26 protein-coding genes and 5 tRNA genes are annotated in these 26346 nt (G+C 66.6%); 11 read left to right on the top strand and 20 right to left on the bottom strand.

Going from position 1 to position 26346, the window contains the following annotated elements:
- Window positions 1–41 precede the first annotated feature (41 nt).
- Both tig and ACOGW9_RS15645 read left to right on the top strand, forming a co-directional pair.
- Window positions 42–1607 (top strand): trigger factor, encoded by a 1566-nt coding sequence (tig, locus tag ACOGW9_RS15650; protein ID WP_419912885.1) that lies wholly within the window; start codon window positions 42–44, stop codon window positions 1605–1607.
- A gap of 17 nt (window positions 1608–1624) precedes the next feature.
- Window positions 1625–2284 carry an ATP-dependent Clp protease proteolytic subunit gene (locus ACOGW9_RS15645; protein ID WP_419913110.1) on the top strand — a complete coding sequence of 220 codons (660 nt, stop codon included), beginning with the start codon at window positions 1625–1627 and terminating at the stop codon, window positions 2282–2284.
- Window positions 2285–2371: 87 nt separating this feature from the next.
- On the opposite strand, the gene ACOGW9_RS15640 is transcribed toward ACOGW9_RS15645, so the two are convergent.
- From ACOGW9_RS15640 to ACOGW9_RS15630, 3 genes are all read right to left on the bottom strand, one after another.
- Window positions 2372–2443 (bottom strand) — tRNA-Gly (locus ACOGW9_RS15640).
- 40 nt (window positions 2444–2483) lie between these two features.
- The gene (locus ACOGW9_RS15635; protein ID WP_419912883.1) at window positions 2484–3434 is read right to left on the bottom strand and encodes an SDR family NAD(P)-dependent oxidoreductase; all 951 of its coding nucleotides are present in this window, start codon (window positions 3432–3434) and stop codon (window positions 2484–2486) included.
- Window positions 3435–3437: 3 nt separating this feature from the next.
- Window positions 3438–3950: a VOC family protein gene (locus ACOGW9_RS15630; protein WP_419912881.1), complete on the bottom strand. Its 513-nt coding sequence runs from the start codon at window positions 3948–3950 to the stop codon at window positions 3438–3440.
- Between the two features lie 136 nt (window positions 3951–4086).
- Between ACOGW9_RS15630 and ACOGW9_RS15625 the strand changes: the two genes are divergently transcribed.
- Window positions 4087–5583 (top strand): CoA-acylating methylmalonate-semialdehyde dehydrogenase, encoded by a 1497-nt coding sequence (locus tag ACOGW9_RS15625; RefSeq protein WP_419912879.1) that lies wholly within the window; start codon window positions 4087–4089, stop codon window positions 5581–5583.
- An 8-nt stretch (window positions 5584–5591) separates the two neighbouring features.
- Here the strand turns inward: ACOGW9_RS15625 and ACOGW9_RS15620 are convergent, their stop codons facing one another.
- From ACOGW9_RS15620 to ACOGW9_RS15605, 4 genes are all read right to left on the bottom strand, one after another.
- Entirely contained in the window at window positions 5592–6521 is a 930-nt protein-coding gene (locus ACOGW9_RS15620) for an ADP-ribosylglycohydrolase family protein (RefSeq protein ID WP_419913108.1), read from the bottom strand.
- A 5-nt stretch (window positions 6522–6526) separates the two neighbouring features.
- A complete protein-coding gene (locus ACOGW9_RS15615; protein WP_419913106.1) occupies window positions 6527–7087 on the bottom strand; it encodes a protein-tyrosine phosphatase family protein in 561 nt (186 codons plus the stop codon).
- Between the two features lie 93 nt (window positions 7088–7180).
- Window positions 7181–7254, bottom strand: a tRNA-Pro gene (locus ACOGW9_RS15610).
- A gap of 182 nt (window positions 7255–7436) precedes the next feature.
- Window positions 7437–7703 (bottom strand): ferredoxin, encoded by a 267-nt coding sequence (locus ACOGW9_RS15605; protein ID WP_419913104.1) that lies wholly within the window; start codon window positions 7701–7703, stop codon window positions 7437–7439.
- A 162-nt stretch (window positions 7704–7865) separates the two neighbouring features.
- Between ACOGW9_RS15605 and ACOGW9_RS15600 the strand changes: the two genes are divergently transcribed.
- Window positions 7866–8708 (top strand): LLM class F420-dependent oxidoreductase, encoded by an 843-nt coding sequence (locus ACOGW9_RS15600; protein ID WP_419912877.1) that lies wholly within the window; start codon window positions 7866–7868, stop codon window positions 8706–8708.
- A gap of 154 nt (window positions 8709–8862) precedes the next feature.
- Window positions 8863–9519: an NUDIX hydrolase gene (locus ACOGW9_RS15595; protein ID WP_419912875.1), complete on the top strand. Its 657-nt coding sequence runs from the start codon at window positions 8863–8865 to the stop codon at window positions 9517–9519.
- Between the two features lie 15 nt (window positions 9520–9534).
- Here the strand turns inward: ACOGW9_RS15595 and ACOGW9_RS15590 are convergent, their stop codons facing one another.
- Together ACOGW9_RS15590 and folE are read right to left on the bottom strand one after the other, a co-directional pair.
- Window positions 9535–12477: an ATP-dependent DNA helicase UvrD2 gene (locus tag ACOGW9_RS15590; RefSeq protein ID WP_419912873.1), complete on the bottom strand. Its 2943-nt coding sequence runs from the start codon at window positions 12475–12477 to the stop codon at window positions 9535–9537.
- 34 nt (window positions 12478–12511) lie between these two features.
- The gene (gene folE, locus ACOGW9_RS15585) at window positions 12512–13180 is read right to left on the bottom strand and encodes a GTP cyclohydrolase I FolE (RefSeq protein WP_419912871.1); all 669 of its coding nucleotides are present in this window, start codon (window positions 13178–13180) and stop codon (window positions 12512–12514) included.
- Between the two features lie 186 nt (window positions 13181–13366).
- On the opposite strand from folE, the gene ACOGW9_RS15580 reads away from it, so the two are divergent.
- Window positions 13367–14365 carry a DUF6159 family protein gene (locus tag ACOGW9_RS15580; RefSeq protein ID WP_419912869.1) on the top strand — a complete coding sequence of 333 codons (999 nt, stop codon included), beginning with the start codon at window positions 13367–13369 and terminating at the stop codon, window positions 14363–14365.
- Window positions 14366–14427: 62 nt separating this feature from the next.
- On the opposite strand, the gene ACOGW9_RS15575 is transcribed toward ACOGW9_RS15580, so the two are convergent.
- Window positions 14428–14501: transfer RNA gene (locus ACOGW9_RS15575), tRNA-Arg, on the bottom strand.
- 137 nt (window positions 14502–14638) lie between these two features.
- Here ACOGW9_RS15575 and ACOGW9_RS15570 point away from each other — a divergent pair.
- Window positions 14639–15112 (top strand): cupin domain-containing protein, encoded by a 474-nt coding sequence (locus ACOGW9_RS15570; protein WP_419912867.1) that lies wholly within the window; start codon window positions 14639–14641, stop codon window positions 15110–15112.
- A 35-nt stretch (window positions 15113–15147) separates the two neighbouring features.
- Here the strand turns inward: ACOGW9_RS15570 and ACOGW9_RS15565 are convergent, their stop codons facing one another.
- The 5 genes from ACOGW9_RS15565 to ACOGW9_RS15545 all read right to left on the bottom strand — a co-directional run bounded on the left by ACOGW9_RS15565 (window position 15148) and on the right by ACOGW9_RS15545 (window position 19195).
- Window positions 15148–15441, bottom strand: a complete 294-nt coding sequence (locus ACOGW9_RS15565) for a hypothetical protein (RefSeq protein WP_419912865.1) — start codon at window positions 15439–15441, stop codon at window positions 15148–15150.
- A gap of 566 nt (window positions 15442–16007) precedes the next feature.
- Window positions 16008–17075, bottom strand: coding sequence for a hypothetical protein (locus ACOGW9_RS15560; protein ID WP_419912863.1), 1068 nt, complete (start codon window positions 17073–17075; stop codon window positions 16008–16010).
- 68 nt (window positions 17076–17143) lie between these two features.
- Entirely contained in the window at window positions 17144–18094 is a 951-nt protein-coding gene (locus tag ACOGW9_RS15555; RefSeq protein ID WP_419912861.1) for an NUDIX hydrolase, read from the bottom strand.
- 60 nt (window positions 18095–18154) lie between these two features.
- Window positions 18155–18607 (bottom strand): hypothetical protein, encoded by a 453-nt coding sequence (locus ACOGW9_RS15550; RefSeq protein WP_419912859.1) that lies wholly within the window; start codon window positions 18605–18607, stop codon window positions 18155–18157.
- Window positions 18608–18676: 69 nt separating this feature from the next.
- Window positions 18677–19195: a glycine/sarcosine/betaine reductase selenoprotein B family protein gene (locus ACOGW9_RS15545; RefSeq protein ID WP_419912857.1), complete on the bottom strand. Its 519-nt coding sequence runs from the start codon at window positions 19193–19195 to the stop codon at window positions 18677–18679.
- 138 nt (window positions 19196–19333) lie between these two features.
- Between ACOGW9_RS15545 and ACOGW9_RS15540 the strand changes: the two genes are divergently transcribed.
- From ACOGW9_RS15540 to ACOGW9_RS15530, 3 genes are all read left to right on the top strand, one after another.
- A tRNA-His gene (locus tag ACOGW9_RS15540) sits at window positions 19334–19409 on the top strand.
- 56 nt (window positions 19410–19465) lie between these two features.
- Window positions 19466–19539, top strand: a tRNA-Lys gene (locus ACOGW9_RS15535).
- Window positions 19540–19588: 49 nt separating this feature from the next.
- Entirely contained in the window at window positions 19589–20137 is a 549-nt protein-coding gene (locus tag ACOGW9_RS15530) for a beta-class carbonic anhydrase (RefSeq protein WP_419912855.1), read from the top strand.
- On the opposite strand, the gene ACOGW9_RS15525 is transcribed toward ACOGW9_RS15530, so the two are convergent.
- Complete coding sequence (locus ACOGW9_RS15525) at window positions 20127–20696, bottom strand: carboxymuconolactone decarboxylase family protein (RefSeq protein WP_419912853.1); 570 nt, start codon at window positions 20694–20696, stop codon at window positions 20127–20129. The two genes, ACOGW9_RS15530 and ACOGW9_RS15525, sit on opposite strands and share 11 nt — an antisense overlap.
- An 84-nt stretch (window positions 20697–20780) precedes the next feature.
- On the opposite strand from ACOGW9_RS15525, the gene ACOGW9_RS15520 reads away from it, so the two are divergent.
- A complete protein-coding gene (locus tag ACOGW9_RS15520; protein WP_419912852.1) occupies window positions 20781–21350 on the top strand; it encodes a peroxidase-related enzyme in 570 nt (189 codons plus the stop codon).
- A 36-nt stretch (window positions 21351–21386) separates the two neighbouring features.
- On the opposite strand, the gene ACOGW9_RS15515 is transcribed toward ACOGW9_RS15520, so the two are convergent.
- From ACOGW9_RS15515 to ACOGW9_RS15500, 4 genes are read right to left on the bottom strand one after another with little or no spacing between them, the layout of a single operon-like run.
- Window positions 21387–22148, bottom strand: coding sequence for an ABC transporter ATP-binding protein (locus ACOGW9_RS15515; RefSeq protein WP_419912850.1), 762 nt, complete (start codon window positions 22146–22148; stop codon window positions 21387–21389).
- Window positions 22145–22951 carry an ABC transporter ATP-binding protein gene (locus tag ACOGW9_RS15510; RefSeq protein WP_419912848.1) on the bottom strand — a complete coding sequence of 269 codons (807 nt, stop codon included), beginning with the start codon at window positions 22949–22951 and terminating at the stop codon, window positions 22145–22147. The genes ACOGW9_RS15515 and ACOGW9_RS15510 overlap by 4 nt, the downstream gene beginning before the upstream one ends.
- A complete protein-coding gene (locus ACOGW9_RS15505; protein ID WP_419912846.1) occupies window positions 22948–23994 on the bottom strand; it encodes a branched-chain amino acid ABC transporter permease in 1047 nt (348 codons plus the stop codon). Before ACOGW9_RS15505 ends, ACOGW9_RS15510 begins: the two co-directional genes overlap by 4 nt.
- Window positions 23991–26168 carry an ABC transporter substrate-binding protein gene (locus ACOGW9_RS15500; protein ID WP_419912844.1) on the bottom strand — a complete coding sequence of 726 codons (2178 nt, stop codon included), beginning with the start codon at window positions 26166–26168 and terminating at the stop codon, window positions 23991–23993. Before ACOGW9_RS15500 ends, ACOGW9_RS15505 begins: the two co-directional genes overlap by 4 nt.
- Window positions 26169–26346 lie beyond the last annotated feature (178 nt).

Below are 26346 nucleotides of genomic sequence, written 5' to 3'. Positions count from 1 at the left end.
CACGGGGAGCGGTCAGGGCGCGCCGGTAGGCTCCGCGCTTCGTGAAGACGACGCTGACGCCGCTGGATCCAGCGGATTTCATCGGGCCCGCGCCGGTTTCCGAATCCGACCCCTCGCTCGAGGACGAGGCGCCGGTTGCGCCCGTCGTAGATGTAGCAGGCGTCGATGAATCGGGCAGCGATGAAGTGGGCGCCGATGAGGGGGACGGCGACGAGTCCCCCGCGGGGCGTTTCGTCGGCCCGCGCGTCAAGCTGACCGTCGAGGTCGACGCAGAGACCTTCGACGCCGATATCGACGCTGCGTTCCGCAAGCTCGCTCGTGAAGTGCGCATCCCCGGATTCCGTCCGGGGCGGGCGCCGCGCCGGGTGCTCGAATCTCACTTCGGTGTCGACATCGGACGCGCCCAAGCACTCGAAGAAGCCCTGCCCCGCTACTACGCCGAGGCGGTGCGCGACAACCAGGTCGACGTGGTCAACCAGCCCGAGCTGGAATTGACCCTTGACGGGAGCGACGGACCGGTGGCCTTCGAGGCCACCGTCGAGATCAGACCGGTAGTGGCAATCTCGGGCTACCACGACATGAAGGTGGAGATCCCGAGCCCCGAGCCGTCCGACGAGGAGGTCGACGCGCGCATCGACGAGACGAGGCGCCAGTTCGCCGACATCGCCGAGGTGGACCGTCCGGCCTCCGAAGGCGACCGCGTCACGATCGACATCGACGGCTCGGTCGAGGGCGAACCGCTTCCCGGGCTCTCGGCGCAGGACTACCTCTACGAGGTGGGCAGCGGCGGCATCGTTCCCGAGGTCGACGAGCAGCTCATCGGCTGCGAGGCAGGCACCGAACTGACCTTCAGTGCAACCCATCCCGTGCAGACTGACATGGAGATCGAATTCGAGATCACCGTCAACGCCGTGTCAGAGCTGGTGCTGCCCGAGCTCACCGACGACTGGGTGGACGAGAACACCGAACATGACGACGTTGCGGAACTGCGCGAGGCGACGGCGCGGCAACTGGGCTTCGGGCTCGTCATGCAGGCCAACATGGCGCTGCGCGAGGAAGTGCAGAAGCAGCTCGCGAGCCTCGTGGACGGACCGGTTCCCGACGCCATGGTGAGCGGGGCCATCGCCGATCGCATGAACGAGCTGGGCAGCGGCCTCCAACAGCGGAACATGACCATCGAGAGCTGGCTGGAGGCGACAGGTCAAGAGCCGGTGTCGTTCATCGGCGAGCTGCGTGACGACGCGGAGCGAGGGGTGCGCTTGGACCTCGCGTTGCGTGCCTTGGCCGCCGCCGAGGAACTGCAGGCCGAAGACTCCGACATCGACGACGAGCTCGAGCGCCTGGCATCCACCGACGGCCGCAGCGCCGCGCAGCTGCGCGAGGTCATGGCGGACAACGATGGGCTGGCACACCTCACAGCAGCGATCTGCAAGGGCAAGGCGCTGCAATGGGCCGTCGATGCCGCCACACTCATAGGACCGGACGGCGACGAGATCGATCGCTCAGCGCTCGAACTCCCGTCGCCCGCCGGCAGCGACGACGACGCGGACTCCGACGACACAGGCTCTGACGAATCTGATACTGACGAAACTGGGGAAGCAACGTGACGACCGATTTCTACGCAATGGCGGATCCAATTGGCCCGAGCGCCGGACTGCACAGCGCTCGCAACTACCTCGTGCCCACGGTCGTGGAGCAGACCAACCGGGGCGAGCGCGCCTACGACCTGTATTCCCGGCTGCTGAAGGAGAACATCATCTTCTTGGGTACGCCGATCGACGACGTCGTCGCGAACCTGGTATGCGCGCAGATGATCCACCTGGAGTCGGAGAATCCCGACAAGGACATCAACATCTACATCAACTCCCCGGGCGGGGACATCAGTTCGCTGTTCGCCATCTACGACACGAGCCAGTACATCCGCAACGACATCACCACCATCTGTCTGGGCCAAGCAGCGTCTGCTGCGGCGGTGCTGCTGGCGGCCGGCACCCCCGGCAAGCGCATGGCGCTGCCCAATGCGCGGGTGCTGCTGCACCAGCCCTACGGCCAAGCGATGGGCCAAGCCACCGACATCGAACTGGCGGCGCGGGAGATCGACCGGATGCGCGAGCGGCTGGAGCGGATCATCGCCCACCACACCGGCCAGGACCTCGAGCGAATCCACACCGACACCGACCGTGACTTCATCATGGACGCCGAGGCGGCCAAGGAGTACGGGATCATCGACGAGGTGATCGCGAACCGCCAGGTGCTCGAGGACGGCCCGATCCGCGCTGCCTAGTCGGAGCGGACGACGGGAATCACTGAGCTACCCGCAGCACTCCATGTGCTGCCAGCATCATCAGCTTGGAAGGCTGAGGTTCGGTCGAGCGGACGACGGGAATCGAACCCGCATCATCAGCTTGGAAGGCTGAGGTTCTGGCCATTGAACTACGTCCGCGACGACGGCTGAGGGTAGCGGCGCGCTTGGTGGGGGGCGGCTAGCGGCCGAGTACCTGCAGGTGCCCTTGGTCGCGTATCCGCTCGATGAACGCCTCGGTGTACGCGTCTTCGGGGTCGGCCCGCACCGCCTGGTCGATGGCGTACGCGTCGTCGCCGACCAGGATGCGCCACCGGCCAGCCAGCACGTCCGAGAGGATGATCTCGGCCGCTTGGGAGGCGTTGGTCGGCGCATCGTCACGGAATCGGGTGTTGCGGTCGTTGAGCATCGTTTCGACCTGCTCATCGCTGAAGGCATCGAGGTCGACTCCCCGCGCTGCCATGTTCTTGCGGATGAGGGGGATGTCGACGCCGTGGGCGGTAAGGCTGTTCGACGCGATCGAGGTGCCGATGTGGCCCGGCATCACCACGTGGGCGCTGACGTGCGGCGCGTGCAGTGCCAAGTCCACCATGAGCGCCTCGGTGAAGCCCTTCACTGCGAATTTGGCTGCGCTGTAGGACGTGTGCGGCAAGCCGGGGCCGACCGTCGCCCAGAAGCCGTTGATGCTGCTGGTGTTGACCATCGCCCCTGCATCGGAGCGCACAAGCATGTCCATGAACGCCCGTGCGCATTTGAGCACGCCGTTCCAGCAGACCTCGAAGGTCTTGTCCCAGGCGTCTCGCTGGTCGTCGATCACGAAGCTGCCCCCGCCGGCGATGCCGGCGTTGTTGAACAGCAGGTTGATGTGGTCGGTGTCGTGCTGCGCGGAAACTTCGGCGGCGAACGCCGCCACGGCGTCGGCATCGGTCACGTCGCAGTCGTGGGTGGTGATGCGCACGCCGCTTGAGCCGCTGGCGGCCAGCTCTGCGGTGCGTGCCAGTTCTTCCGCATTCAGGTCACATGCGGCGACATGCGCCCCGGCCGCCGCCAGACGGCGAACCAGCTCACGGCCCATGCCCGTGCCGCCGCCGGTCACCACGGCGATGCATCCCGCAAAATCAGTTACTGCCATTGCTCAACCCTCCGGAGGCCCATCAGCGAACATCGCCGCAGCCGCGGCCTCCATCTCTTCGGGCGTGACGTCGCGCACGTGGGTCGCGATCGACCACTTGTGCCCGAACGGGTCGCGGACGCTGCCGAAGCGGTCGCCCCAGAACATGTCTTCGGGCGGCATCAGCACCTCTGCGCCCATCGCCACCGCCTTGTTGATGGTGGCGTCGCAGTCAGCGACGTAACGGTGCAGCGTGACCGTCGAGCCAGCCAGCGCCGCAGGCGCAGAGGCTTCGCCGCCCCACTCGGGGAAGTCGTCGGCGAGGAAGAGCAGACCGTCGCCGAGCACCAGTTCGGCGTGTATCAGCTTGGCACTGCCCGGCGCCATCTGGCGGTTGGTCTCGGTGGCGCCGAACGCTTCCGTGTACCACTCGATGGCGTCGGCGGCACCGCCCGGCGATCCGTCGGTGCGAGCCCCGATCGTCAGGTACGGGACGACGAATGGCCGGTCTGGGGGAATGGGATTCACGTCACTCATGGGCGCGGACTCTAGCCACGGCCTGCTCGCTGCGATGCCGCTGCCCGGGCGTTCCCATCTGCCCCGCAGGGCTGCGAAAATGCGATGGTTCGGCACGCTCGCTCCGCACTGAGCGCTGCCGGCAAGGAGGACTCTCATGAGGCAGGTCGACCACTGGATCGGCGGTCAGCGAACCGCGGGCTCGCCGAAGACGATGTTCGAGGTGACCGACCCGGTCACCGCCAACGTGATCGCCACCGTGCCCATGGCGTCGGGCAGCGATGTGGATGCAGCCGTCGGCGCGGCGCGCACGGCCTGGGAGAGCTGGCGAGATGCATCGATCTCGTCGCGCGCAGCGATCATGTTCGCTTTCCGGGAGCTGCTCGAGGAACACCGCTTGGAGCTGGCCGAGATGGTCTCGGCTGAGCACGGCAAGGTGCGGGCCGATGCGCTCGGCGAGATGCGGCGAGGCATCGAGGTGGTGGAGTTCGCCTGCGGCGTCGGCCAGCTGCTCAAGGGCGAGCGCACCGACGACATCAGCACCGAGCACGACGCCTACACGGTGCGCCAGCCCGTCGGCGTGGTGGCGGGCATCACCCCGTTCAACTTCCCGGCGATGGTGCCGATGTGGATGTACCCGGTGGCCATCGCCTGCGGCAACTGCTTTGTGCTCAAGCCGTCCGAGAAGGATCCGTCGGTGACGGTGCGGATCGGCGAGCTGTTCGCCGCGGCTGGGCTGCCCGATGGCGTGTTCAACGTGCTGCACGGCGACGCGGATGCCGTGAACGCGCTGTGCGAACACCCCGGCGTGGATGCGGTGAGCTTTGTGGGCTCGACGCCCATCGCCCGGCACGTTCATCGCACGGCATCGATGGCGGGCAAGCGGGTGCAGGCCCTCGGCGGTGCCAAGAACCACATGGTCGTGCTGCCCGACGCCGACATCGGCCAGGCGGCCGACGCCGCTGTGTCGGCTGGTTACGGGTCGGCCGGCGAGCGCTGCATGGCTATCTCGGTCGTCGTTGCGGTGGGCGCGATCGCCGACGAGCTGTCGGACGCGATCTGCGAGCGGATCGACGGTCTGCGCATCGGCAACGGGCTCGGCGCGGAGGCGGTGGACATGGGACCGCTCGTGACCGCCGAGCACCGTGACCGGGTGCTCAGCTACATCGACCTGGGCGAATCCGAGGGCGCCGTCGTGCAGCGGGACGGTCGCGGCCTGGAGGTGGACGGACACCCGGACGGCTACTGGGTAGGCCCCACGCTGCTCGACGAGGTCACTACCGAGATGAAGGTCTACGAGGACGAGATCTTCGGCCCCGTGCTGTGCCTGGTGCGGGTGGATTCGTTCGAAGAGGCGATGGAGCTGATCGAAAACAATCAGTTCGGCAACGGCGTGGCGCTGTTCACCCGTGACGGCGGTGCCGCCCGGCGGTTCCGGCGTGAGGCGCCCATCGGAATGGTCGGTGTGAACGTGGCTATCCCGGTGCCGATGGCGTACCACTCGTTCGGCGGCTGGAAGGACTCGCTGTTCGGCGACCACCACATGCACGGCCCCGAAGGCATCCGTTTCTACACGCGCCTCAAGGCCGTCACCGAGCACTGGCCTGACCCCGCAGACCGCGGCGTCGACCTGGGATTCCCCACCGCCCGCTGAGCGCCGATTCACACCGCGGCAGAGTGGTCGTGCAGGCGGTCGGCCAGCGAGGTGATCTCACCGGCCATCGCGAGTTTCCCCTGCCAGGTCGCTGGGATCGCCTCGGCTCCATAGTGGGCGCCGGCGATCTGGCCGTAGATGGCACCGGTGGTGTCGGCGTCGTCACCGAGGTTCACGGCGAGTAGGGCGCCCTCGCGGAAGGTGTCGGAGCGGTCGAACGCCCATAGTGCGGCTTCGAGCGCATCGACGACATAGCCCGTGCCCTTGATGTGCGGAGGCTCACGATCCTTGAACGATCGGCTGGCGACGAGTGCAACCTTGTCGGCGAGAGGGTCGCGCTCCCACAGTCGCTCGACGGGGCAATAGCCCGGCGACAGCAGCGTCTGCTTGTCGACCCCCCGCAGGGCGCCCACCAGCAGGCCCGCGTAGTAGCGGCAGGCATCGACGGCCTCGATCGCCTGATGGGTGACCCGTGAGCTGTCGGCTGCCCGGGCGATGGCCTCGGCAGCGTCGCCGGCGTAACGCATCGGCACCGGCGCAAGCCGCATCAGCGAACCGTTGCCGGCACTGTTGGGATCGGCGGATCCGGCGTAGGGATCGCCGTGCTGCATGAAGCGAGACAACGCTGCGCTGGTGGTGATCCCGATGTCGAAGCACTCACCAGTGCTCGAGAGGTAGCCCTCGCGCCACCAGCGCACGTATCGCTGCATCTGGTCGACCGGGTCGAACCTGCCGCACTCGACCAGGCTGGTGGCCAGGCACAGCGCCATCGAGGTGTCGTCTGTCCATTGGCCGGGCTCCAGGCCGAACGGACCACCGCCGACGATGTCATCGATCGGCTCGAACGTGCCGGGCGGCTTGAACTCCAGCGTGGTGCCCAGCGCATCACCCGCCGCGAGCCCCAGCAAACACCCCCGAAAGCGATCCAGCGTGGTGATCTCGCTCACCCAGCGCCCTCCGGCGACGGTTCCCGCCAATTGCGCACGTACTCACGTTGGCGCGGCATCTCGGGCGAGCGCGGCGTGCGGTACGCCTTCTCCATGCCCTTCCACCATTCCGCGATCTGGGCCAGAGCTTCGTCACCGGTCATGCCATGACGCACGAGCCAGCAGCCAACCACCGTGCCAGTTCTGCCAACGCCGCCCCAGCAATGCACGTACACCGTTTTGCCCTCGCTCAGCGCAGCGTCGATCGCATCGAGGATCGCCGCCATGTCCTGCGGACTTTGCGGCACGTCGAGGTCAACGATGGAGTGCCTGGAATGCTCGACTGACGTGCCGAGCCGGCTGGATTCTTCGGCAGCAATCTCGGCGTACGGCTCCAACCCTTCATACGGCTCGGTTAGATCGATGAAGCGGCTGATGCCCGCCTCAAGCAAAATCCTCAGCTTGTAGGCGGCTTCCTTTCGGCTCAACGCGCCCGGGTACTCGCCGGCGGCGATACGCCCGGGCACGACCCAGTAGGTGTTCATCGGCAAGGAAGGGCGGCTATTCGAGACGTTCATGTCCAATAGCTCGTGCCCATCGCTGTTGTCCGTGGCCTAGCGCTCGTGTGTTGTCCCTAGCGAGGGCGAAGCTTGCTCGCTCGCACTAGGCAGTCGGGAAGGCGGGATTTGAACCCACGACCCCCTGCTCCCAAAGCAGGTGCGCTACCAGGCTGCGCCACTTCCCGAGTTAGAAGAGCGAAGTGCTGAGTCAGCAGGGCTGACGGTCCGACTTCGAAGATCGATCGTACCGGTGGCGGTACGGAGGGCCTGCGTGGATTATTGGACCGGCGCCCACTGGACTAGCGTCGGCGCCCGGCGTTGCCGGTCGACGGTGCGATGCGGTGCCGCGCCCTGCGATGCGGTGCGGTCAGTCGTCCACTGAGATGACTTGGGTGGGGCAGCTCGCTGCCGCCGTGCGCGCGGCGCTGTGATCCTCGGCGCTGGGGCTGTCGTTCAGCAGTTGCACAAGCCCGTCATTGCCGACCTCGAAGATGCCCGGAGCGATCATCTCGCACGAACCGCTGCCGATGCACTTGTCGACGTCGATGGTGATCTTCACTCTGCCTCCCAGATAGGGACGAACCCGACTCGGTCCTGCTCGACATCGGACCTCGTTGCGTTGTACCTGCGGCACAACGGTACGCGAAGCCACGACGGTGCCCTACGCATCGTTGCCCGGCATCAAGCGGGCCAGCGAGCAGGCACCTCGGCGCAAGTGACGCGTGCCCGTTACTCTCAGCGGCGGCCGCAACGGGCCACGGGCGCAACCGCTCCCCCACCTACCAGGAGGACCGCTGTGAAGATCGGCGTGATGATGTTCCCCACTGACAAGGCCATCGGGCCGGTCGAGTTGGCCAAGGCTGCTGAGGAACGCGGCTTCGAGTCGCTGTGGTTCCCCGAGCACAGCCACATTCCCACCAGCCGCGAGACACCGTGGGGCGGCCGTGAAGGCGCACCGCCGCTGCCCGAGGAGTACTGGCGCTCCCACGACCAGTTCGTGTCGCTGGGCGCTGCGGCCGCGGTGACCGAGAACATCATGCTCGGCACCGGCATCACGCTCGTCGCCCAGCGCGACCCGCTCTGGCTGGCCAAGGAAGCAGCCACCGTGGACCGGATCTCGAACGGCCGGTTCATCTTGGGCATCGGCTACGGCTGGAACAAGGAAGAACTGGCCCACCACGGTGTGAAGTACACCGACCGGCGTGCGATCACCCGCGAGATGATGCTGGCGGTGCGCGAGCTGTGGACCAAGGACGAAGCCGAGTTCCACGGTGAGTGGGTGAACTTCGACTCGTCATGGGCATGGCCGAAACCGATCCAAGAAGGCGGGCCGAAGGTCATCCTCGGCGGTGCCGCAGGGCCGAAGACCATCGCCGACATCGTGGAGTTCTGCGATGGCTGGATGCCGATCTCGGGCCGCTACGACTTCGACGTGCCGATCAAGCAGATCCGGGAGTCGGCGATAGAAGCCGGCCGTGACCCCGATGAGATCGAGTTCGGCCAGTTCGGCACACCGCCCAAGCCGGAGATCATCGAGAGCCTCGCTGAGGTCGGCTGTACCCGGGTGGTGCTCGGCCTACCCCCGGCCGACGCCGACACCGTGCTGCCGGTCCTCGACAAGTACACCGAACTGCTGTAGCCGCCCACTGTCCGCTGCCGCATTCGGCAGCAGCTTCTCGGGCGACCACACCGTTGACAAACGGTCGGCAGCGTCAACTGCCTCTCATGCCGCCGTCGGCATCAGGCTTGCGGCGTTGCGCACTGCTGGCCTCGCCAGCGGGAACAATGTGGCGGTGACTGATAGCGCGCCCGGCGTGGAACAGCTCGACGTCGTCGACGAGGTCGGGCGCTACCTGCGCACTGCCCCACGGGACGAGGTGCACGAGCGAGGCGAATGGCACCGGGTCTTTCACTGCCAGATCGTGACGCTGCGTGACGGCGTGCCGACCGCGGTGCTGCAGCAGCGCTCTCGCGCCAAGGCGGCCTTTGCGGGACTGATCGACATCAGCGCGGCCGGGCATCTCGCCGCGGGTGAAGCGCCGCTCGATGGCGTGCGGGAACTCGAAGAGGAACTGGGCGTGACCCCCGCCGGCACCGACCTGGTACCGCTCGGGGTCCGCCGGCTGGCCGACGACAGCGGGGAAGGAACGCTGAACTGCGAACTGACCAGCGTGTACCTGCTACGCGACGACCGCCCGCTCACCGACTATGTGCTGGCCCGCGACGAGGTCGACGCGGTGCTCGACGCGCCAATCGCCGACCTGCTCGCGCTGTTTGGCGGTGCCCCCTCGATCACGGTGAAGGGCATCTCGTCAGCCGGGCATCCCGACGCAAGCGAGATCACGCTCGAAGTGACGCTCGACGACTTCGTGCCCAGTTCCGAATACTGGGTGGTGCTGATGGTGATGGCGCAGCGATTCCTCGCCGGCCAAGGCCCGCTCGCGGTCTGATGCGGTGCGGGTCGCTCAGGCGTGTTGGGCAATGAGGGCCAGCACTTCCGCGCCATAGGAGTCCCGCTTGGCCGGCCCGATGCCGTGCACGGCCAGCAGTTCAGCATCGTTGCTGGGGCGCCGGGTGGCGAGCTCAATCAGAACCGCGTCGGAGAAGACCCTGAATGCGCGCACGCCTTCGGCTCGACTTCGCTCGAGGCGCCAGGTGCGCAGCGCTTCGAACAGCGCCGCATCACTCGGATCGGTCGGCGGTTCGGGCTTCGGTCGACGGGCCGCTGGACGCGAGCCGGTGCCCGGCAGCACCGCTGTGTCGTCCGGGTCGGCACGGCTGCCGGACCCTGCGCCGGCTCCAGACGCTGTGCCGCCACGCGATTCGGGCGATGTCCCTCCGAAGTGCACGGGCTCGGGCTCAGCGGGCAGCGGCGGAGCGAGTTGGCTGAGCTCAGCCAAGAATGGCGACGGCGGATCGTCGCTAATGAAGGTGACGGATGCAGCACAGCGAGTGAGTGCCACGTGGAAGACGCGGCGTTCTTCCTCGATGTCGTGGGCGAGACGGTGCGGCATCAGGCCCGCCGAGGCCTCATAGACAATGACGTGGGGCCATTCGAGACCCTTCACCCGGTGAACGGTCGCGAGCCGCACACCCGACCGCTGAGCCGAGTGCGCCGAGCGCACGGCAGCGCCGTTGCTCGAAGAACGGGCCTCGTCATTGCCGAATCCGGCTGTGTCCGAGTCGCCGAATCCTGACAGACGGTCAGCCAACCACGCAGCGAAGCCGGCCGGGTCGGGATGCAAGTGGGCCACCGAAATCAACGCTCGCAGGTCATCGCCGTGAGCGGATCTGTCCACGGAGCGGCGCGAGGCATCCAAGCGGGTGTCGAGGCTGTAACCCAAGCCCAGCTCATCCCGAACGATCTCCAGGATGGCCTCGGTGGAGAGTTGCTCGTTCGCGGTTCGCTGCCGCAGCATGTCGATGTCGTCTGCGTACTCATCGATCTTGGTCGCCGTGCGGTCGTCGCTGAGACGGCCCGCCAGCGCCCGCAAGGCGCCGAGACTGCGCTGCTCGCCGATCCACTCGATCACGCGAGGCGAGATTCCACGCGGCGGGCGGCGCGCTGCGTCCGACAGCGCTCCGCCGGGCAGTGCGTGACGGGGCGCGACGGCCAATCTGAGCCACGCCAGCGCGCCCGCAACACCGGTGCGCTCCATGAACCCGCGACCCAGCGGTGCATCTGCAGCCACACCCATCTCCCCGAGCACGATCTGCGGCACGAGCAGCGTGCTGTTGACTCGCGTCAGCACCGCGATGTCCGATGGCCTGACCCCGCCGTCGATCAGGGCTGCCACGGTCTCGCGCAGTGCCGTAGCCGCCTCCGGCCCGGTCCTGACGGCGAGTGCCGTTTCGTCACAGTTGGCGGCGGCGCTCGGGCCGCTGTCGTGTCCAGCGTCCGGCATCGTCGTCGACGCTGAATCGTCGGCAGACAACTCCACAGCGTCGCTGACGCTCTCCGCTGGCGCTGTGATCTGCTTGTCGATACGGCGGTGATTGTGCGATAGCAGGTTGACTGCGGCGCGCACCACGGGCGGCGGGCAGCGGTAGTTGACGTTCAGGTGGTGGCGTGCTGCGCCGGGAAAGTACTTGTCGAAATCGATGAGCCACTGCGGCGATGCGCCGGCGTAGCCGTAGATGGTCTGGTCGTCGTCGCCCACAGCGAACACGTCGGCGCGGGGACCCGCCAGCAGCCGGATCATCAGCAGGTGTGCTGGCGTCAAGTCCTGGAATTCGTCCACCAGCAGCGCACCGCAGGCACGGCGTGCGGCGGCCCGGGCTGCCGGGTCGGCCAGCAGGATTTCGATGGCCCCGATGATCTGCTGGTCGAAGTCGACCAGTCCGTCGGCCGACAAGTCCTTGACATAGCGCGGCGCCAACGTCGAGAACTCCGGCACGTCGGGCTGGAAGTCGCCTTCGACAGCAACCGGATCACGCAGCCCCAGCCGGGAGGCGCTCAGTGCCTCCAGCCATGGTGCGAGCTGATCGGTCATCGCCCGCCGACGCCGCTTGACAAGGCCGTCAAGACGGTCTCGCACACCCATCTCGTCGATGACCTCGACCCGGCTCCGACCCGCCGGGCGGACAAAGGGGCCAGTCCCGTTGCAGACGGCCAGGGCGATGCTGTTCAGCGTGCGCACCTGCAGTCCCGTCAGGTCACGAGTGCGCTCTTCCATCTCGCGGCGGGCCCGTACGTTGAACGCCACCAGGCACACGGCCCCGGCGGCAACCCCCAGGTCCCTCACGAGATAGCGGGCCCGCTCGGTGAGCACCCGGGTCTTGCCCGAACCTGCCGGCGCAACGATGCACGCAGCGCCGCCCAGGTGGCCGACAGCCGCATGTTGATCCGATGCCAGATCGGCCCGCGGCTCGGCCGGCTGGACTCCGCGCAGGCTGCCCGCCGCCAGATTGGCCGCGGGCACCACCGGTGCCGGAAGTTCGAACGCCTCCAGCGGTCCGCCGTCGCACCACACCGGTCCCGCCTCGGTGACCACATCGCCGCCGCTCTCGGCAGGCGTGCTTGACCCGCTCGCAGGCACGGCGCCGAGCCGCAGCGCCGCCTCGACGGGAGCGAACCGGGCCTGCCCGGGCTGCCGTGCGTCGATGGCGTTGGCGGTGATCAGGTGCGCCAGGACCTCCGATCGCATGGTCATCCCCGGCGACAGTTCCCACCAAGGTGACTGCCACACCGGCGACGGTTCGGGAAACTCACCGTCGAGCTCGATGACCAGCCGGTTCCGCCCCAGCCAAGCCTCACGCAACCGGCGGCCAGTCGCCGCGCTGATGCCGCTCAGGCTGACCCGCACCCGTTCGCAGCCAGACCATGCCCCGGGGACGGCGTCGCCTGGACCTATCAGGACGCTGCGCCCCAACTCGGGCGGGCCGGCGAGTGCGTCCGCTGTGTTCATGACCGCTCTGCTCGGTGCCGAAGCACGCGGCCCGCTAGCGGCCGACGCCGATGAGGTGCATCGCCTCCGCGCGAGTGGCGGTGTTGCGGAACTGCCCACGCACCGCCGACGTGATCGTGAGCGACCCCGGCTTCTGCACGCCTCGCATCGACATGCACTGGTGCTCCGCCTCGATGACCACAAGCGTGCCCCGCGGCTCGAGCACCTCCATCAGCTTGTCGGCAACCTGGGTCGTCAGGCGTTCTTGCACCTGCGGCCGGCGGGCATAGGCCTCCACCAGCCGGGCCAGCTTCGACAGGCCGGTGATCATGCCCCGCTCGCTGGGAATGTAGGCGACATGGGCACGGCCCACGAAGGGCATCAGGTGGTGCTCGCACATCGAATAGAAGGGGATGTCACGCACCATGACCATCTCGTCATGGCCGCTCTCGAACTGCACCTTCAGGTGATGCGCAGGGTCTTCCTGCAAGCCTGCGAACACCTCGGCGTACATGCGGGCAACGCGCTTGGGGGTTTTCTGCAGGCCGTCCCGGTCGGGATCCTCGCCGATGGCAAGCAGGATCTCTCTGACGGCTTTCTCGATGCGGTCCGTGTCGACGTGCTGGTCGGTCACGGCGCCGTTGGTGGCTGCGATGGACAACACCTCGGCAGCGGCAGAGGTGCTCGGCACAGCATCAGCGTCGGATATTGAGCCGGACGGCATCCGGTGAACCTACCCGCGTTGACCGTGGACGCCATAGCGATTTGCGTCGCCGGCGCGTCCTGTGGAACAACAGATGCCGAGGCGCCGACGGGACGCGACGACGGGCATCACGACGGGACGCGGCCGCAGCCCTGGCCAGCGGATTGTCCACGGCCATCACCAAGGGCCGCTGTTAGGGTCGTCGCCATGGCCATTTTCCGCGAGCTGAGGAGCACTTGGAGCCGGACGAGGATCCTGGCCTCACGGTCGTATGGAGTTCTGAAGCGCGACAGGTTCCTCATGGCCTTCCCGGCCCTGACGCTGGCTGCCGTGGCGGCGATCTGCGCCGTCGCATGGACAGTGGTGTGGATCGCTACCGATGGACTCAACATTTACACGGTGGATGACCCCGGCAAATGGGCAACTGAACCCATCTTGTGGATCGTGCTCCTGGTTGCCGTCCTGCTGTGCACCTTCGCGTCGGTGTTCTTCACCGCCGCGCTGACCTACGGCGCCTGGGAGAGTCTCCAGGGCGGAACGCCGACCTTCGAAGGCTGCATGGCGGCCGCCAAGTCCCGTCTGCACGTCATCGTGCCGTGGGCCATCCTCGCCGGCTTGGTTGGGTTCGTCTTCGAATTGTTGTACCGACTGCCTATGTTCTTGCGTCACATGGAACAGGCTGGTCGCCAGATTCCCGTGATCGGTCAGTTCGCCGCCCTCGGGGCATTGATCGTGGCCTGGGTACTTGAGCGCATCTGGTACTTCTTCACTTTCCTCGTCGTGCCGGTACTGGTGGTGGAAGAGACCGGCCCCGTTGCTTCATGCAAACGTTCCTTCGGCCTGTTCCGCAAGACGTGGGGAAAGAGCCTCATCGCCCAATTGGGATTCGAACTCATCAGCTTCCTCCTCCTCTTGCCAGGTCTGGTGCTTGTGGCCATGATCGTTGCCGTCGGGTGGGGAAGCCTGGTGGCGCTGGTCCTCGGCATCGTTGTCGGCGTGGCATGGCTGCTGACGGTGACGGTGGCCATGTCGGCCATTGTCGGCATCTTCAAGATGGCGCTGTACCTCTATGCGACGACTGGTGAAGTGCCTGACGAGTTCGCGGGCAGTGACCTCGAGAACGCGTTCACGAACAAAGCTGCTCGCAAGGCCGAACAAAAAGCTCGTAAGGCTCAAGGGAAGGTCCGAGCGGCGCCAGCCCCCTGATCGGAGTTTTGCTCGAGCTCCGGGTGTCGCTGGTAGAGGCTCGACGAGGAAGCTCCCAGATGCGCCCCCGGCAGGACTCGAACCTGCAACCGGCGGGATAGAAGCCCGCTGCGCTGTCCAGTTGCGCCACGGGGGCTCGGGCCACGCAGACCCAGCGCCATCCTGCCACCGAAGCGCTGCCGGTCCAAGGGTGCTGCCGCGCAGCAACGGGCCTCATCAGTACATTCGGGAGTCCGGCCTACCCATGGCGCCGTCCCTTGGAGGGAACCGAACGTGACCGAGAAGAACCCTGGCTTCCGCTTCGACACCAACGAACTCCAGTGGATCCACTACGAGGGTGGACCGCGCTTCGACTATCCGATCGACTACGACATCGCCGTGCTCGGCCATCAGGAAGACGTCGGGCGGCTCGACCTGCTTATTCGCTGGGCGCCCGATGCCTACTGCCACTTCCACCGCCACGTGGCCACGACCGCCTCGTTGGTGCTCGAGGGTGAGCATCACGTCATCGACATCGACGTCGACGGCAATGAGGTGCACCACGATGTCCGGCCCGCCGGCACGTACTGCAACGGCCCGGGCGGTGACGTGCACATGGAGCGTGGCGGCCCTGAGGGCTCACTTGTGCTGTTCTCGATGCACGAGCCCACGGGGCGGATGTTCGAGGTGCTCGATGCCGACTACAGCATCCTCGCCGAGAACACCATCAAGTCCTTCAGAGAGCAGGCCCGCGAACTCGCAAGCTGACCCTCGTTGCCATAGCGCATCGGCACATGCGAGCGTCAATCGCTCAGGCTTGCCCCCGCCGCTGCCTGTTGCATGTCATCAGCCAGTGCACGTGACAAGGCCTCGCACAGCCGATCGTCCGCCCAACCGGTCTCGTTGGCTTCACACACCAATCGCCACACTTCGAAGCCCAACGCCGTTTCGTCGCCCGCGATGAACGCGGCCGTCAGGTCCGCTTGAAGCGCAAGGGGGTCGGAACCTCCTGCTCGTAGCCACGCCTCGACAACATCGCGCGTGCTGTCCTGGCCGGTGTTCCGGCTGGGCAGCGATCGAGGGGCCGAACCTGTCACGAATCCAACGGTACCCGGCGCTGCCCATCGGCTCCCACCGAAAAACGATTTCGCTGCTCGCCGTCGCTGGATCAGGATGTGCGCAGGGCGCTCACAGGACGCATCGCCAGCATGTCGGAACCGCCGGGTGCGCGCCTTCTCCTACTCGTAGCCATGACAGAGTATTCACACACGCCGCCCACCGAAGTCCGGGCCATCTTCAACAACTACGTGCTACCTCGTGTTCAGTCAGGTGAAGTTGCTGAGTTGGTGCAAAGCAGCGGTACAGCCAGCCCGTCCTCGGGACAGCCGCCCGGCACCCGTAGCGAGCGGGTCGTGTACCTCGATGGCGGAGAGCGGAGTGCGGTCGCTCACCGGTTCGTCTTGCCCGACGGCAGCATAGGCGGATCTGGCCGGCCCGATCCCAAAGCTGTGCGGTTCGGCAGCGAGTGGCTCATCGCCGGCCCGGACTAGCTGCGTTCGTCGGGAGACTCGACAATCCCGGCTGTCACAGCCAGAACTGCGCGCCTGCGTCGACACAACCAACCGCGCCAGCTCGATGAATCGTCGGCCACACGACGATCTCGTCAGGCCATCTCCGCCTGCGACGCGTCGCGATACGCCTCGGTGAGAGCGGCCAACAACTCGTCGTTGAAATCCCGAACGGTGTTGCCCTTCCCGATCTGGACGTCGGCCAGTTCCTCTATCTGTCCGATGAAATGCGGCGCCCTCTTCTCGAACACACTGCGCCAGAACTGGAGAGACGCCCCGCCGTCGTTCCAGATCGTGACCAGCCCGACATTGTCGCCCATGAGTCGAGGCAGGAGGGTGTGACGCTTCGCCCCCTTTCCTTCGTACGTTGAGAGCCTGACAAGGCCTTGTCGCTCCAGGTCGCGTGCCCACTCGAGTAAGCGGTGCAGCCTTGCCTGCGATTCATCAGGAACCGAACTGATAGTGGCTTCAAACCGCTCGCTTCCGGTGTACAGCGTGCCGGAATCCTGACGGCGAGTTCGTTCGACAGTCACCTCGTGCCGTTCAGGCGTCACACGTTGAGGGAGCACGACCGAACTCCCGCTGATGTCGAACGCGTTGACTGCAACCAAGTCGATGACCAGCTTGTCAGTGACATGTTCCAAGTACGCCACCAGCGTCATCAGTTCTGGCGGTACCGAGTCCAGTACGAAAACAAGCCGGAATCGTCCCTCGCGAAGATGCTCATCGAGAGACTCCGTGAACTCGTCAGAATCGAAGGCGCCGCCTTCGGTCGCGCTCACCGCCGCCTCCAGCGAGTCATGACCGCGGGCTTTCAGGTAGCTGCCGAAGCGCTCCTCAAGATGCTCCCGCGTCATTCCGTGCAAACTCGCCGCATACGCCAAGATCTGCGAGACCACCGCCCGCCGGGCTTCGTTGTTCTGGGCGAGCTTTACCTCGATGATGACCGGCCTACCTGACGTCTCGACGCCGACCAGATCTGCGAAACCCGAGCCGAGCGGCGCTTCCTTGCCGAGGATCAGAAGTTGGGGTGCGCCCGACAGCGGCAGCATCTCAGGCGCTTGTTCGATCAGATCGTGCAGAGTGGCCTCGTCCGGAAAACCCGCCGGCGGGCTCAGCACCCAGCCGTCATCGTCTTCCGTCCAGATTCCGGGCATCGACACGTCTTGCTCCCCACTCCTTCAAGCGAAATTCAACACTTCGGCCATGTCGGATATCGAAAATCGACTGGCTAGCGCGACGGCCAGCGCAGGATGCCGGTTTCGGTGCGGCCGTCGGCGTCGAGGTAGTCCGGGTCGCCGGGGAAGGCGATCCGGTGCGGCCCTTCGTTGTCGTAACGGATCCGCACATGTTCGTCGTGGTCAGGTGTGCCCCTGCCGGCGGCAGCGACCGCCTCCGCCACCGTTCCGAATCTGGCAAGGCGGTGCAGCATGCCGATGGTTGGCGTCATCATCACCATGTCGCCGGTCTCGTTGCGCCGGATGGCATCTACGGGACGAACCCACTGGTGCTCGACTGCCTCGTCGTGATCGGGCAGCGGCACTTGGCCGTCGGGCATGGCCGTCAGGAAGAACCGTGTGTCATAGCGGCGGGGGGAACCCAGCGGCGTCACCCAGCGGCCGATGAAATAGACGTTGTCACCGTCGAGCAGCAGGTCTTCGCTGCGCACCGTCTCGATGAAGTCCCGCTCGCCGGCATTGACCTCGTCCCGGTACTGCGAGAACCGCTCGGCCACATCAGGCGGCGAGAGGTCGATGATGCCCGAGGGCAGATCGCGAGGATCCTCCACGCCGACCGGGTGGTCGTGATGAGCCAGCAAGATGCCGGCCTCCTCGAACGTCTCCCGCAGGGCTGCAACCCAGAAAGCGATACCGCCCCGCTCGATGCCGATCTGATACGAGGCATCGTCATCGGTCAGGCCCGATACCGTCTCGTCGGCAACCTGGGTGGCATCTTCGGGGTCGACGGCGCCGCCGGGATACACCCACATGTCGCCCACGAAGATCGAGCGGGCGTTGCGCTTCAGCATCAGCACATGGGGATCGTTCTCGCCCGAGAGGATCATCACGGTGGCCGCATCACGCACGGCCACGGCTGCGGGGTCGTAGTCGCCCCCGCTCCCGGGTGACTTGGCGCCAACCGAGGCGCGCCGTTCAGAAGCTCCGTCGGATGATTCAGTCACCGGCGGCCTGGCAATCCTGACAAGGCAATCAACGATCGATCGAGCAACCGGTCGATCGACTCAGTAGTCGATGCCCGCGCAGACGAGGCAGTCTTCGCCGTCGTGGCTGGCACGGGCCGCTGCTGCGTCCTCGTCGGTCTGGTACTGCGGCGTCGGGTGGCGCTGGACCCGGTCGTCCTCGTAGTCACCACCACCGGCTGACTCGGCACCTGCATCGGCGCTCGCAGTGGCCGGTTCATCACCGTTCGGCACGGCGCATTCGGGCAGATCGGCGGCCTTGGTGGACGGCGCGAACACCCGGTCCTTCCAGCGGTCCGAATCCGACCAGCGGTAGTGCAGGTGAGCCATGGAACCAGGCACTCGCAGATTCTCAAACGCAGCAAACGTGTCCCGCAGGATCTGCAGGTTGAGCTCCGGCTCATGCGGCTTGCCCGCTGTGCGACCCAGCGGGTAGTCCAGGTACGCAGCGCGGGGCGGCCAGGCCGCCCGGGTGATGTCCCGTGCGCTCGACATCGACAGCGTCGGGATTCCTTCGGCCTCGATGGCCCTCGCGATCAGACCCCCGGTCTGATGGCAGACAGGTCACACCGGCACCAGCAGCACCACGTCGAGCTCGTCGGCCACGCAGCGCTTGGCCAGCTCGGGGATCAGCTCCTCACGCACACGCCGGGTGCTGTAGATGCCACCCATGAGGGTGTAGGCGTTGGGGCCCAGCTCGCCGATCTCTCCGCTGTCTCGCAGCGCACGCAGGGCCTCGATGGGGAACACGCAGTTGATGTCCGAGCGGGCGTCGGTCAGGTCATAGGCGAAATGCGTCGCCCGCAGATCGGAGACGTCGACGTCAGTCGGGATCGCCCGGTAGGTCGTGTCGTCGCGGTAATGGAACGCCGTCTGGCCGACTGAGTAGATCCCGCCGGTGGCAATCAGCCCGACCCGGCTCTCCGAGATCGGCTTGGTCAGCGGCGTCCACGGCGGCGGAGTCTCGCTGTGCACCCAGCGGTACTCGCCGTAACCCAGCCCGATGTACTGGGCCGTGATCCGCGGGATGTACTCCACGGGCGGCTGGCGTGCCGCAAGTGCCTGCGGTGTCTGCTCGCTCACGCTCATACGGTACGCCGTCACGGCCCCGCCCGGCTGAAGCTGCCGATGCCGCAGCGAAGGAGGCGGGCGTACCTGCCCGCGCGGCTCCGAAATTCGGTAGCGAGGCCACGCCACCCGTGGCATCCTTGACCACCCCGTGCGGGTCGTAGCTCAGTTGGTTAGAGCGCCAGTTTGTGGCACTGGAGGCCGGGGGTTCGAATCCCCTCGATCCGCCCGCAGCTCGCCGACCGCAGGTGTCGGAGGGCCGTCGTTAGCCTTGCGGGGCACCACGCGCCTCTAGCTCAATTTGGCAGAGCAACGGACTCTTAATCCGCAGGTTCTGGGTTCAAGTCCCAGGGGGCGTACTACTGGCCTGCCGGAGCGCTCCGGCAGGTGCTTTGATGAGGTCGTCTGATGGGCAACGACAGCGAAGCCAACGAACCGGAATCATCCGAATTCCACCCGTCGGCCGACCAGTTGGTCGAGCACAACCGGCAGGTGGCCGATGCGGTTCGCACGCCCGGCATGGCAGCGCCGCCCAGCCGTCACGTGGCCATCGTGACCTGCATGGACGCCCGCATCGATCCTCTGGCGGAGCTGGGCTTGACGGTCGGCGAAGCGCACGTCATCCGCAACGCAGGCGGTGTGATGACTGACGACGTCGTCCGGTCGCTGTGCATTTCCCAGCAGTTGCTCGGCACGCGAGAGATATTGGTCATACACCACACGAAGTGCGGCATGTGCGGGCTCGACGAAGCTGCCTTCAGCAGCGTCCTCGGCCAGCGCCTGGGCGCCCGGCCGAGTTGGCCCATCTGTTCGTTCGCAGATCCCGCCGACGACGTGCGCGCCGCCATCGCAACACTGCGAGCCTCACCGTTCATCGAGCACGACACGGCCGTCCGCGGTTTCATCTACGACGTCGACACCGGCCTGCTCGACGAGGTGGCAGCGCTCAGCCAGTAGCGGTCGGCGCTGTGGGCCAGCCGGGGACGCCGTCGTCGCGCTGGACTCCGGTGCTGTTGAGCAAGCCGCTCACCATCCGGTAACAGCCCGCTGCTGCGATGAGATGCACCATCTCGGCCTCGCTGAAGTGGGCAATCGCCTCGGCCCAAGTGGCATCGGACACGCAGTCGTCGGAGTACAGGTCGTCCACCACCTGCAGCAGAGCTGCCTCGGCCGGCGTCCAGTTGCCCTCGGGAATCGGCCGGGTGACGAGGTAGATCTCCTCATCGGTCATGCCCTCGGCTTGGGCGATCAGCGTGTGCTGGCCGAACTCATAGACCGACTGGCAGTTCCAGCCCATGCGCAACACGGCGATCTCGACATCGCGACGCGACAGGTCGCCCTTGTACAAGATGGCCTGCGCGTACTCGCCGAACGCCTTGGAGATGGGGCGGCTGTGCGCGATGGTCGCAATGACGTTGACAGCGTTGGCAAACGAGTTCTCCATGACCTCGCGGGCTCGCTCGGCCACCTTGGGGATCGGCTCGAGGCGTGGGGCTGTGGGTCGTGGCAGGTGCATGAGCGGGCAGTCCTCTCGTCGGTCCCGCGAATGTAGGAGAAGTTGCGCCGGTCGTTCACTGGCGCACCTGCTTAGGCTGCGGGCATGACCGAGCCAGCCATCTCGACGTTTTCTGTGCCCGATATTGCGGACATGCCCGACGACCTGCGAGAGCGCATCGAGCTCATCCAGTCCAAGACCGGCTTCGTGCCGAACGTGTTCCTGGCGCTGGCGCACCGGCCCGAGGAGATGCGGGCGTTCATGGCGTACCACGACGCGCTCATGGAGGGCCCGAGCGGGCTGAGCAAAGCCGAGCGGGAGATGATCGTGGTGGCCACCAGCGGGGCCAACAACTGCCTCTACTGCGTGGTTGCGCATGGCGCGATCCTGCGCATCCGCGCCAAGGATCCGCTGCTGGCCGATCAGCTCGCTGTCGATCCATCCAAGGCCGACCTCACCGACCGGCAGCGGGCGATGATCGATTTCGCCTTGAAGATGTGCAGCGAGCCGTGGTCGGCCTCGGCGGCCGATCACGACGAGCTGCGAGCTCACGGTTTCAGCGATGACGACATCTGGGACATCGGCGCCATCACGGGTCTGTTCGCCCTGTCGAACCGCATGGCCCACCTGACGTCCATGCGGCCCAACGACGAGTTCTTCACGATGGGGCGCTAGCCGCTCGCTTCCCTGCCCTTCGCCCGCGAACCCCGCTCAGCGGGCCCCGAGGAACGCCCGGCGTACTTCGGCATCGGCCAGCAGATCCTCCGCAACGCCTTCGTAGGTGATCTCACCGAGTTCGATCACATAGCCGCGGTGGCTGGCCTCGAGTCCTTGGCGGGCGTTCTGCTCGATCATCAGCACAGTGAGGCCGATGTCGTGATTGAGCTGCGCGATCACTTCGAAGATCTGGTGGGTGACCAGCGGCGACAGCCCTGCGGACGGCTCGTCCATGAGCACCATGCGGGGCGACCACATCAGCGACCGGCCGATCTCCAGCATCCGCTGCTCGCCGCCGGACATGGTGCCAGCCTCTTGGCGTGCCCGTTCGGCCAGTCGGGGGAACAGGCCGAAGACGTAGTCGATGCGATCGCGGACCTCGGCCTTGTCGCTCGACAGGTACATGCCCAGTTCGAGGTTCTCGTAGACGGTCATCTGCGAGAACAGGCTGCGGAGCTGGGGCACGATGGCGATGCCCGCGGTGCTGAGGGCGTCTTGGGGGGCGATGTTGGTGATGTCACGACCCGCGCAGATGACCTGCCCGGATCGCACCGGCACGAGCCCGTAGACGGCACGGAACACGGTGGACTTGCCGGCGCCATTGGGGCCGATCACGCACACGATCTCGCCCTGACCGAGTTCGAGGCTGACGCCGCGCAAGATGTCCTGGCCCGGCAGGTACCCGGCATGCATGTCGCAGACCTCCAGCAGAGGGCTCATCGACTCGGAGTCGGTATTCGGCTCGGTGGCGGTCATGGGTTCGGGTCCTGCGGGGTGCTCGGCGCGGCTGTGCTGCTGCCGCGCCCACGGTCGCCGGCGGCGGCACCGAAGTACGCCTCGATGACCTCCGGGTTGTTCATGATGTGGGCAGGAGCGCCTTCGGCCAGCTTGCGACCCTGGTCCAGCACGACGACCCGCTCGCACAGTTCGGCGATGAACTGCACGTTGTGCTCGACGAGCAGCAAGGCGACGCCCCGGGAGGCGTTCACCTCGACCAACCGATCCTTGATCTCGTTGATGAGCGTCGGGTTGACGCCAGAAGTGGCTTCGTCGAGCAGGATCAGCCGCGGCTCGCTCATCAGCGCCATGCCGATTTCAGCTAGGCGTCGTTGCCCCCCAGAGAGCGTGTCGGCCCGCTCGTCGCGCAGCGGCCCCAGCGCCAAGAAGTCGATGAGCTGATCGGCCCGGCGTCGAGTCTGCGGGTCGGTCCGGCTGAGCATGCGGCGCAGTCCGAGGCCTGCCCAGCTTGCGCTGAGCTCGATGTTCTCGCGCACCGTCAGAGCGCCGTACACCCGGATGATCTGGAAGGTCCGGGCAATGCCGCCCCGAGCGATCTGGTGGGGAGCGCGGCGGGTGATGTCCTCGCCGTCAAAGCGAACCGCGCCACTGTCTGCTCGCTGCACGCAGCTCAGGCAGTCGAACAAGGTGGTCTTGCCGCTCCCGTTCGGTCCGATGAGCCCCACGATCTCGCCGGGTGCGACCGAGATGTCGACATCGTCCACCGCGACTAGGCCGCCGAAGCGCTTCACGATGCCGGTGGCGTCCAGCAGGGCAGTCATGGCAGGTCTCCCGCCGGGTTGTCGTTATCGCCGCGCTCGACGTCGCGGCCGGCTCGCGACCACCGCTGCCAGAGGTCGGTGACAGCCACGCCCCGGCGGTCGAACCAGCCCACCAGACCCCGTGGCATGAACAGCACGATGACGATGAGCAGCACTCCCTGCGCAATGAGATGCAGATCGAGCAGGTTGGCCCACAGCACCTCGCGCAGCCAATAGAGCACCGCCGAGCCGACGATGGGGCCGGCCACCGTCCCGATGCCGCCCAGCATCGTGCCCATGATCGCGTCGAGGGTCCTCACCTCGGTGAACGCAATGTCGGGGTCGACGAAGGTGTTCTGGAACGCCCACAACCCCCCGAACAGCCCGGTCGAAGCGCCCGCGAAGCTGAACGTGGCGACTTTGAGACGCGTGGTCGCGATGCCCCGCATCTCCGCTCCCACTTCGTCTTCGCGAATGGCGACCAGTGCCGTCCCGACACGGGTGCGTCGCAGCCACCACACGAACACGGCGAGCGCCACAACCAGCGCCAGCTCCACGAAATAGAAGAGCGAGCGGTTCAGGTACGGCGGCAGTGTGAGGCCGACGCCCCCGCCGGTGAGCCCGCCCCAGATGCGCACGATCTCGCGCATCGCCACGAACGTGGCCAGCATCGCGACCGAGAAGTACGGGCCCTTCAGCCGCATCGTGGCCCGCCCGATGAGCGCCGCTGCCAATCCGGCCACGACGACGCCGAGCGCGATCGCCGGCACGGGCGGCCAGCCGATGCCCAAGCCGTTGCTCTGCAGCGACATCATGATCGCCGTCGTGTAGGCGCCCAGGCCGAACCACACGGCATGTCCGAAGTCGATGTAGCCGGTGAACCCTCCGGTGAGGTTCCAGTTGATCGCCACGCCGATGCTGGTGAACATCAGCGTCATCGTGAACAGCATCGAGTCGCTGGTGCCGGGCCACAGCGGGAGCACGACCAGCCAGGCGAGCCCCACGGCCGCCAGCGCCCCGATCAGGCGACGTGCCCAACGCTTGATGCCTCCGGTGAAGGTCATGTCGCCGTCGCATTCACAGGACGCAGGCCGCCGAAGATGCCCTGGGGCCGCAGCACCAGCGCAACCACGAGGATCACGAACGAGGCCACCACGGCCAAGTTGGTGCCCACACCGCCCACGTAGATCGCCAGGCCCGCTTCGACCAGCCCCAGCACCATGGCACCGCCCAACGCCCCCCGGATGGAGCCCAGACCGGCCACCGCCGTGATCGCGAACGCCTTGAGCGTCAGCGGCGGCCCCTGGAACGGCTGGATGGCCAGCACCGGGCTCACCAAGGCACCGGCGGCACCCGTGATGCCGATGCACAGCGCGAACGTGATGACGTACACCTTGGGTACGTCGATCCCGACGATGCGGGCTGCTTCACGATTCTGCGCCGCCGCGCGGATGCTCTTGCCCAGCTTGGTGCGTGCCAGCAGCACGCTGAGACCCCCGAGCACGCCGAGGGCGACGATCAGGATCCAGAACTTCGTCACCGGCACGGTGAGGCCGTCGGCGAGGCGCCAGCTGCCGTCGAGCGCGGTGCTGGTCCTGCGGAAGTCGGCAGAGAAGACGAGCTTCATCACGTTCTGCAGGATGATCGCCAGCCCGAACATCACGAGCAGCGACACCAGGTGCGGCCGGTCGATGACGCGATTCACCAAGCCGCGCTGGGTGAGGTAGCCGAGCGCCGCCATCAGCACGAACACCGCCGCCACCGAGACGAACGGATCGATGCCCCACCACTCGTCGGCGAGCCAGGCGAGGTAGGCGCCGATCATCACGAACTCGCCGTGCGCGAAGTTGATCACGCCCATCACGCCCCAGATCACCGAGAACCCCAGCACCAGCACCGCGTACATGCCGCCGAGCGCGATGCCGTTGACCAGCGCCTGCGGCAGCTGCCCCCATGCCGACGATTCGCCGGCGGTGCGGCCGGTGCCGTCACCGAGCGGGTACTGGAGTTGGGCCCGCGCCGCAGACCCCGGGGCCACGACATGGATCTCGCCATGCTGGACCTGCACCATCCCCATGGGCTTGCTGTCGTTGACGCCCCGGTCGTCGAAGCTGATCGGCCCGTAGAACGTGTCTGCCGACAGCGCACGCAGCGCGTTGCGCACTGCGTCGGTTTCGGTCGACCCCGCGGCCTCGATGGCCAAGTGCAGTGCGAGCGCCGCTGCCGTGGCGCTTGCCGCTTGATACACGGGCGGCTCGCCCCACAGCTGCTCGTAGTAGGCGGCGTAGTCGGCGGCGCGGCCGAAGTACGGGCCTTCGTAGGCCATCGTGGCTTCCCACTGGGTGGGGCCGAGCACCCCGTCGACATCGGTACCGAGCTCGTCGATGAGCTTCGGATTGGACGGGCCGACCGTGATCAGCATGCCGTCGGGCTCGAAGCCCAACTCCTTGGCAGAGTTCACGAACAGGACGGCATCGTTGTAGTGCCCGCCGCCGACGAAGATGTCGGGGTTCAGGTCGCGGAACTTGGTCATGATCGCCGAGACGTCCTGGATGTCTTTGGGGTAGGTCTCGGTTGCCAGCACCGTGATGCCATGGGCCTCGAGATGGCGCTGCGCCCCGTGCGCGACAGCGGTGGGGAACGACGTGTCCTCGTGGGCGATGACCGCGGTTTCGGCACCTTGGTTCGCCAGCGCCTCGACGCCCGAGAGGGTGTAGTCGCTGGCGATGGTGGCAACGAGGAACAGGTTCTGGAAGCCCCGTTCGAACATGGTGTCCGAGGTGCCGTTGCCCTCCACCATGATCACGTTGTTGGCCTCCGCGATGGCGCTGGTGCCGGTGGTCAGGCCGCTCGAGTAGGGGCCGAGCAGGAAGTCGACCTCGTCCTCGTCGATGAGCCTCTGGACGAGGTTCCCGGCGGTGTCGGCGTCGGACTCGTCGTCGTAGTAGATGATCTCGGCCCGGTAGCGGGCATCGCCGATGCGAATGCCCCCGTGTTTCTCGTTGACCCAGCGCACCCAGGTGTCGTAACCCTGCCGTGAGTCCTTGCCTTCCACGGAGTACTTACCGGTCTCGCTCAGTGCCGCGCCGAGTCGCACGGTCCCGTCGAACTCCGCCTGCTCACCGGGCGCCCTCTGCAGTGCCGAAGATCCCGCTCCGTCACCGCCGCTGTCACAGGCCGCCGCAAGCGGGAGCGCGCACGCCAAGGCAGCGAGCAGCACCACCCTCAGAAACCGCACGTCAGCCCTCCATGACGGCCGACCTCGTGCACCAGCACATCCCGCTCGAACGCTAGGTGGTCACCCGGCTCCAGTGGTGCCTCTGCCCGTGGCCCGAAGCGATGACGCGCCAAGCCCGTGGGATCCAGAAATGTTGCTAGAACCGGCTCCGTGGAACCGAAGGCGCTGCCGGGCCCCG

The sequence above is a fragment of the Candidatus Poriferisodalis sp. genome, assembly GCF_965203655.1.
In the GTDB taxonomy this organism is placed as follows: domain Bacteria; phylum Actinomycetota; class Acidimicrobiia; order Acidimicrobiales; family Poriferisodalaceae; genus Poriferisodalis.
Note: the sequence above shows the minus strand (reverse complement) of the source record. Positions and strands in the feature narration are given on the sequence as shown.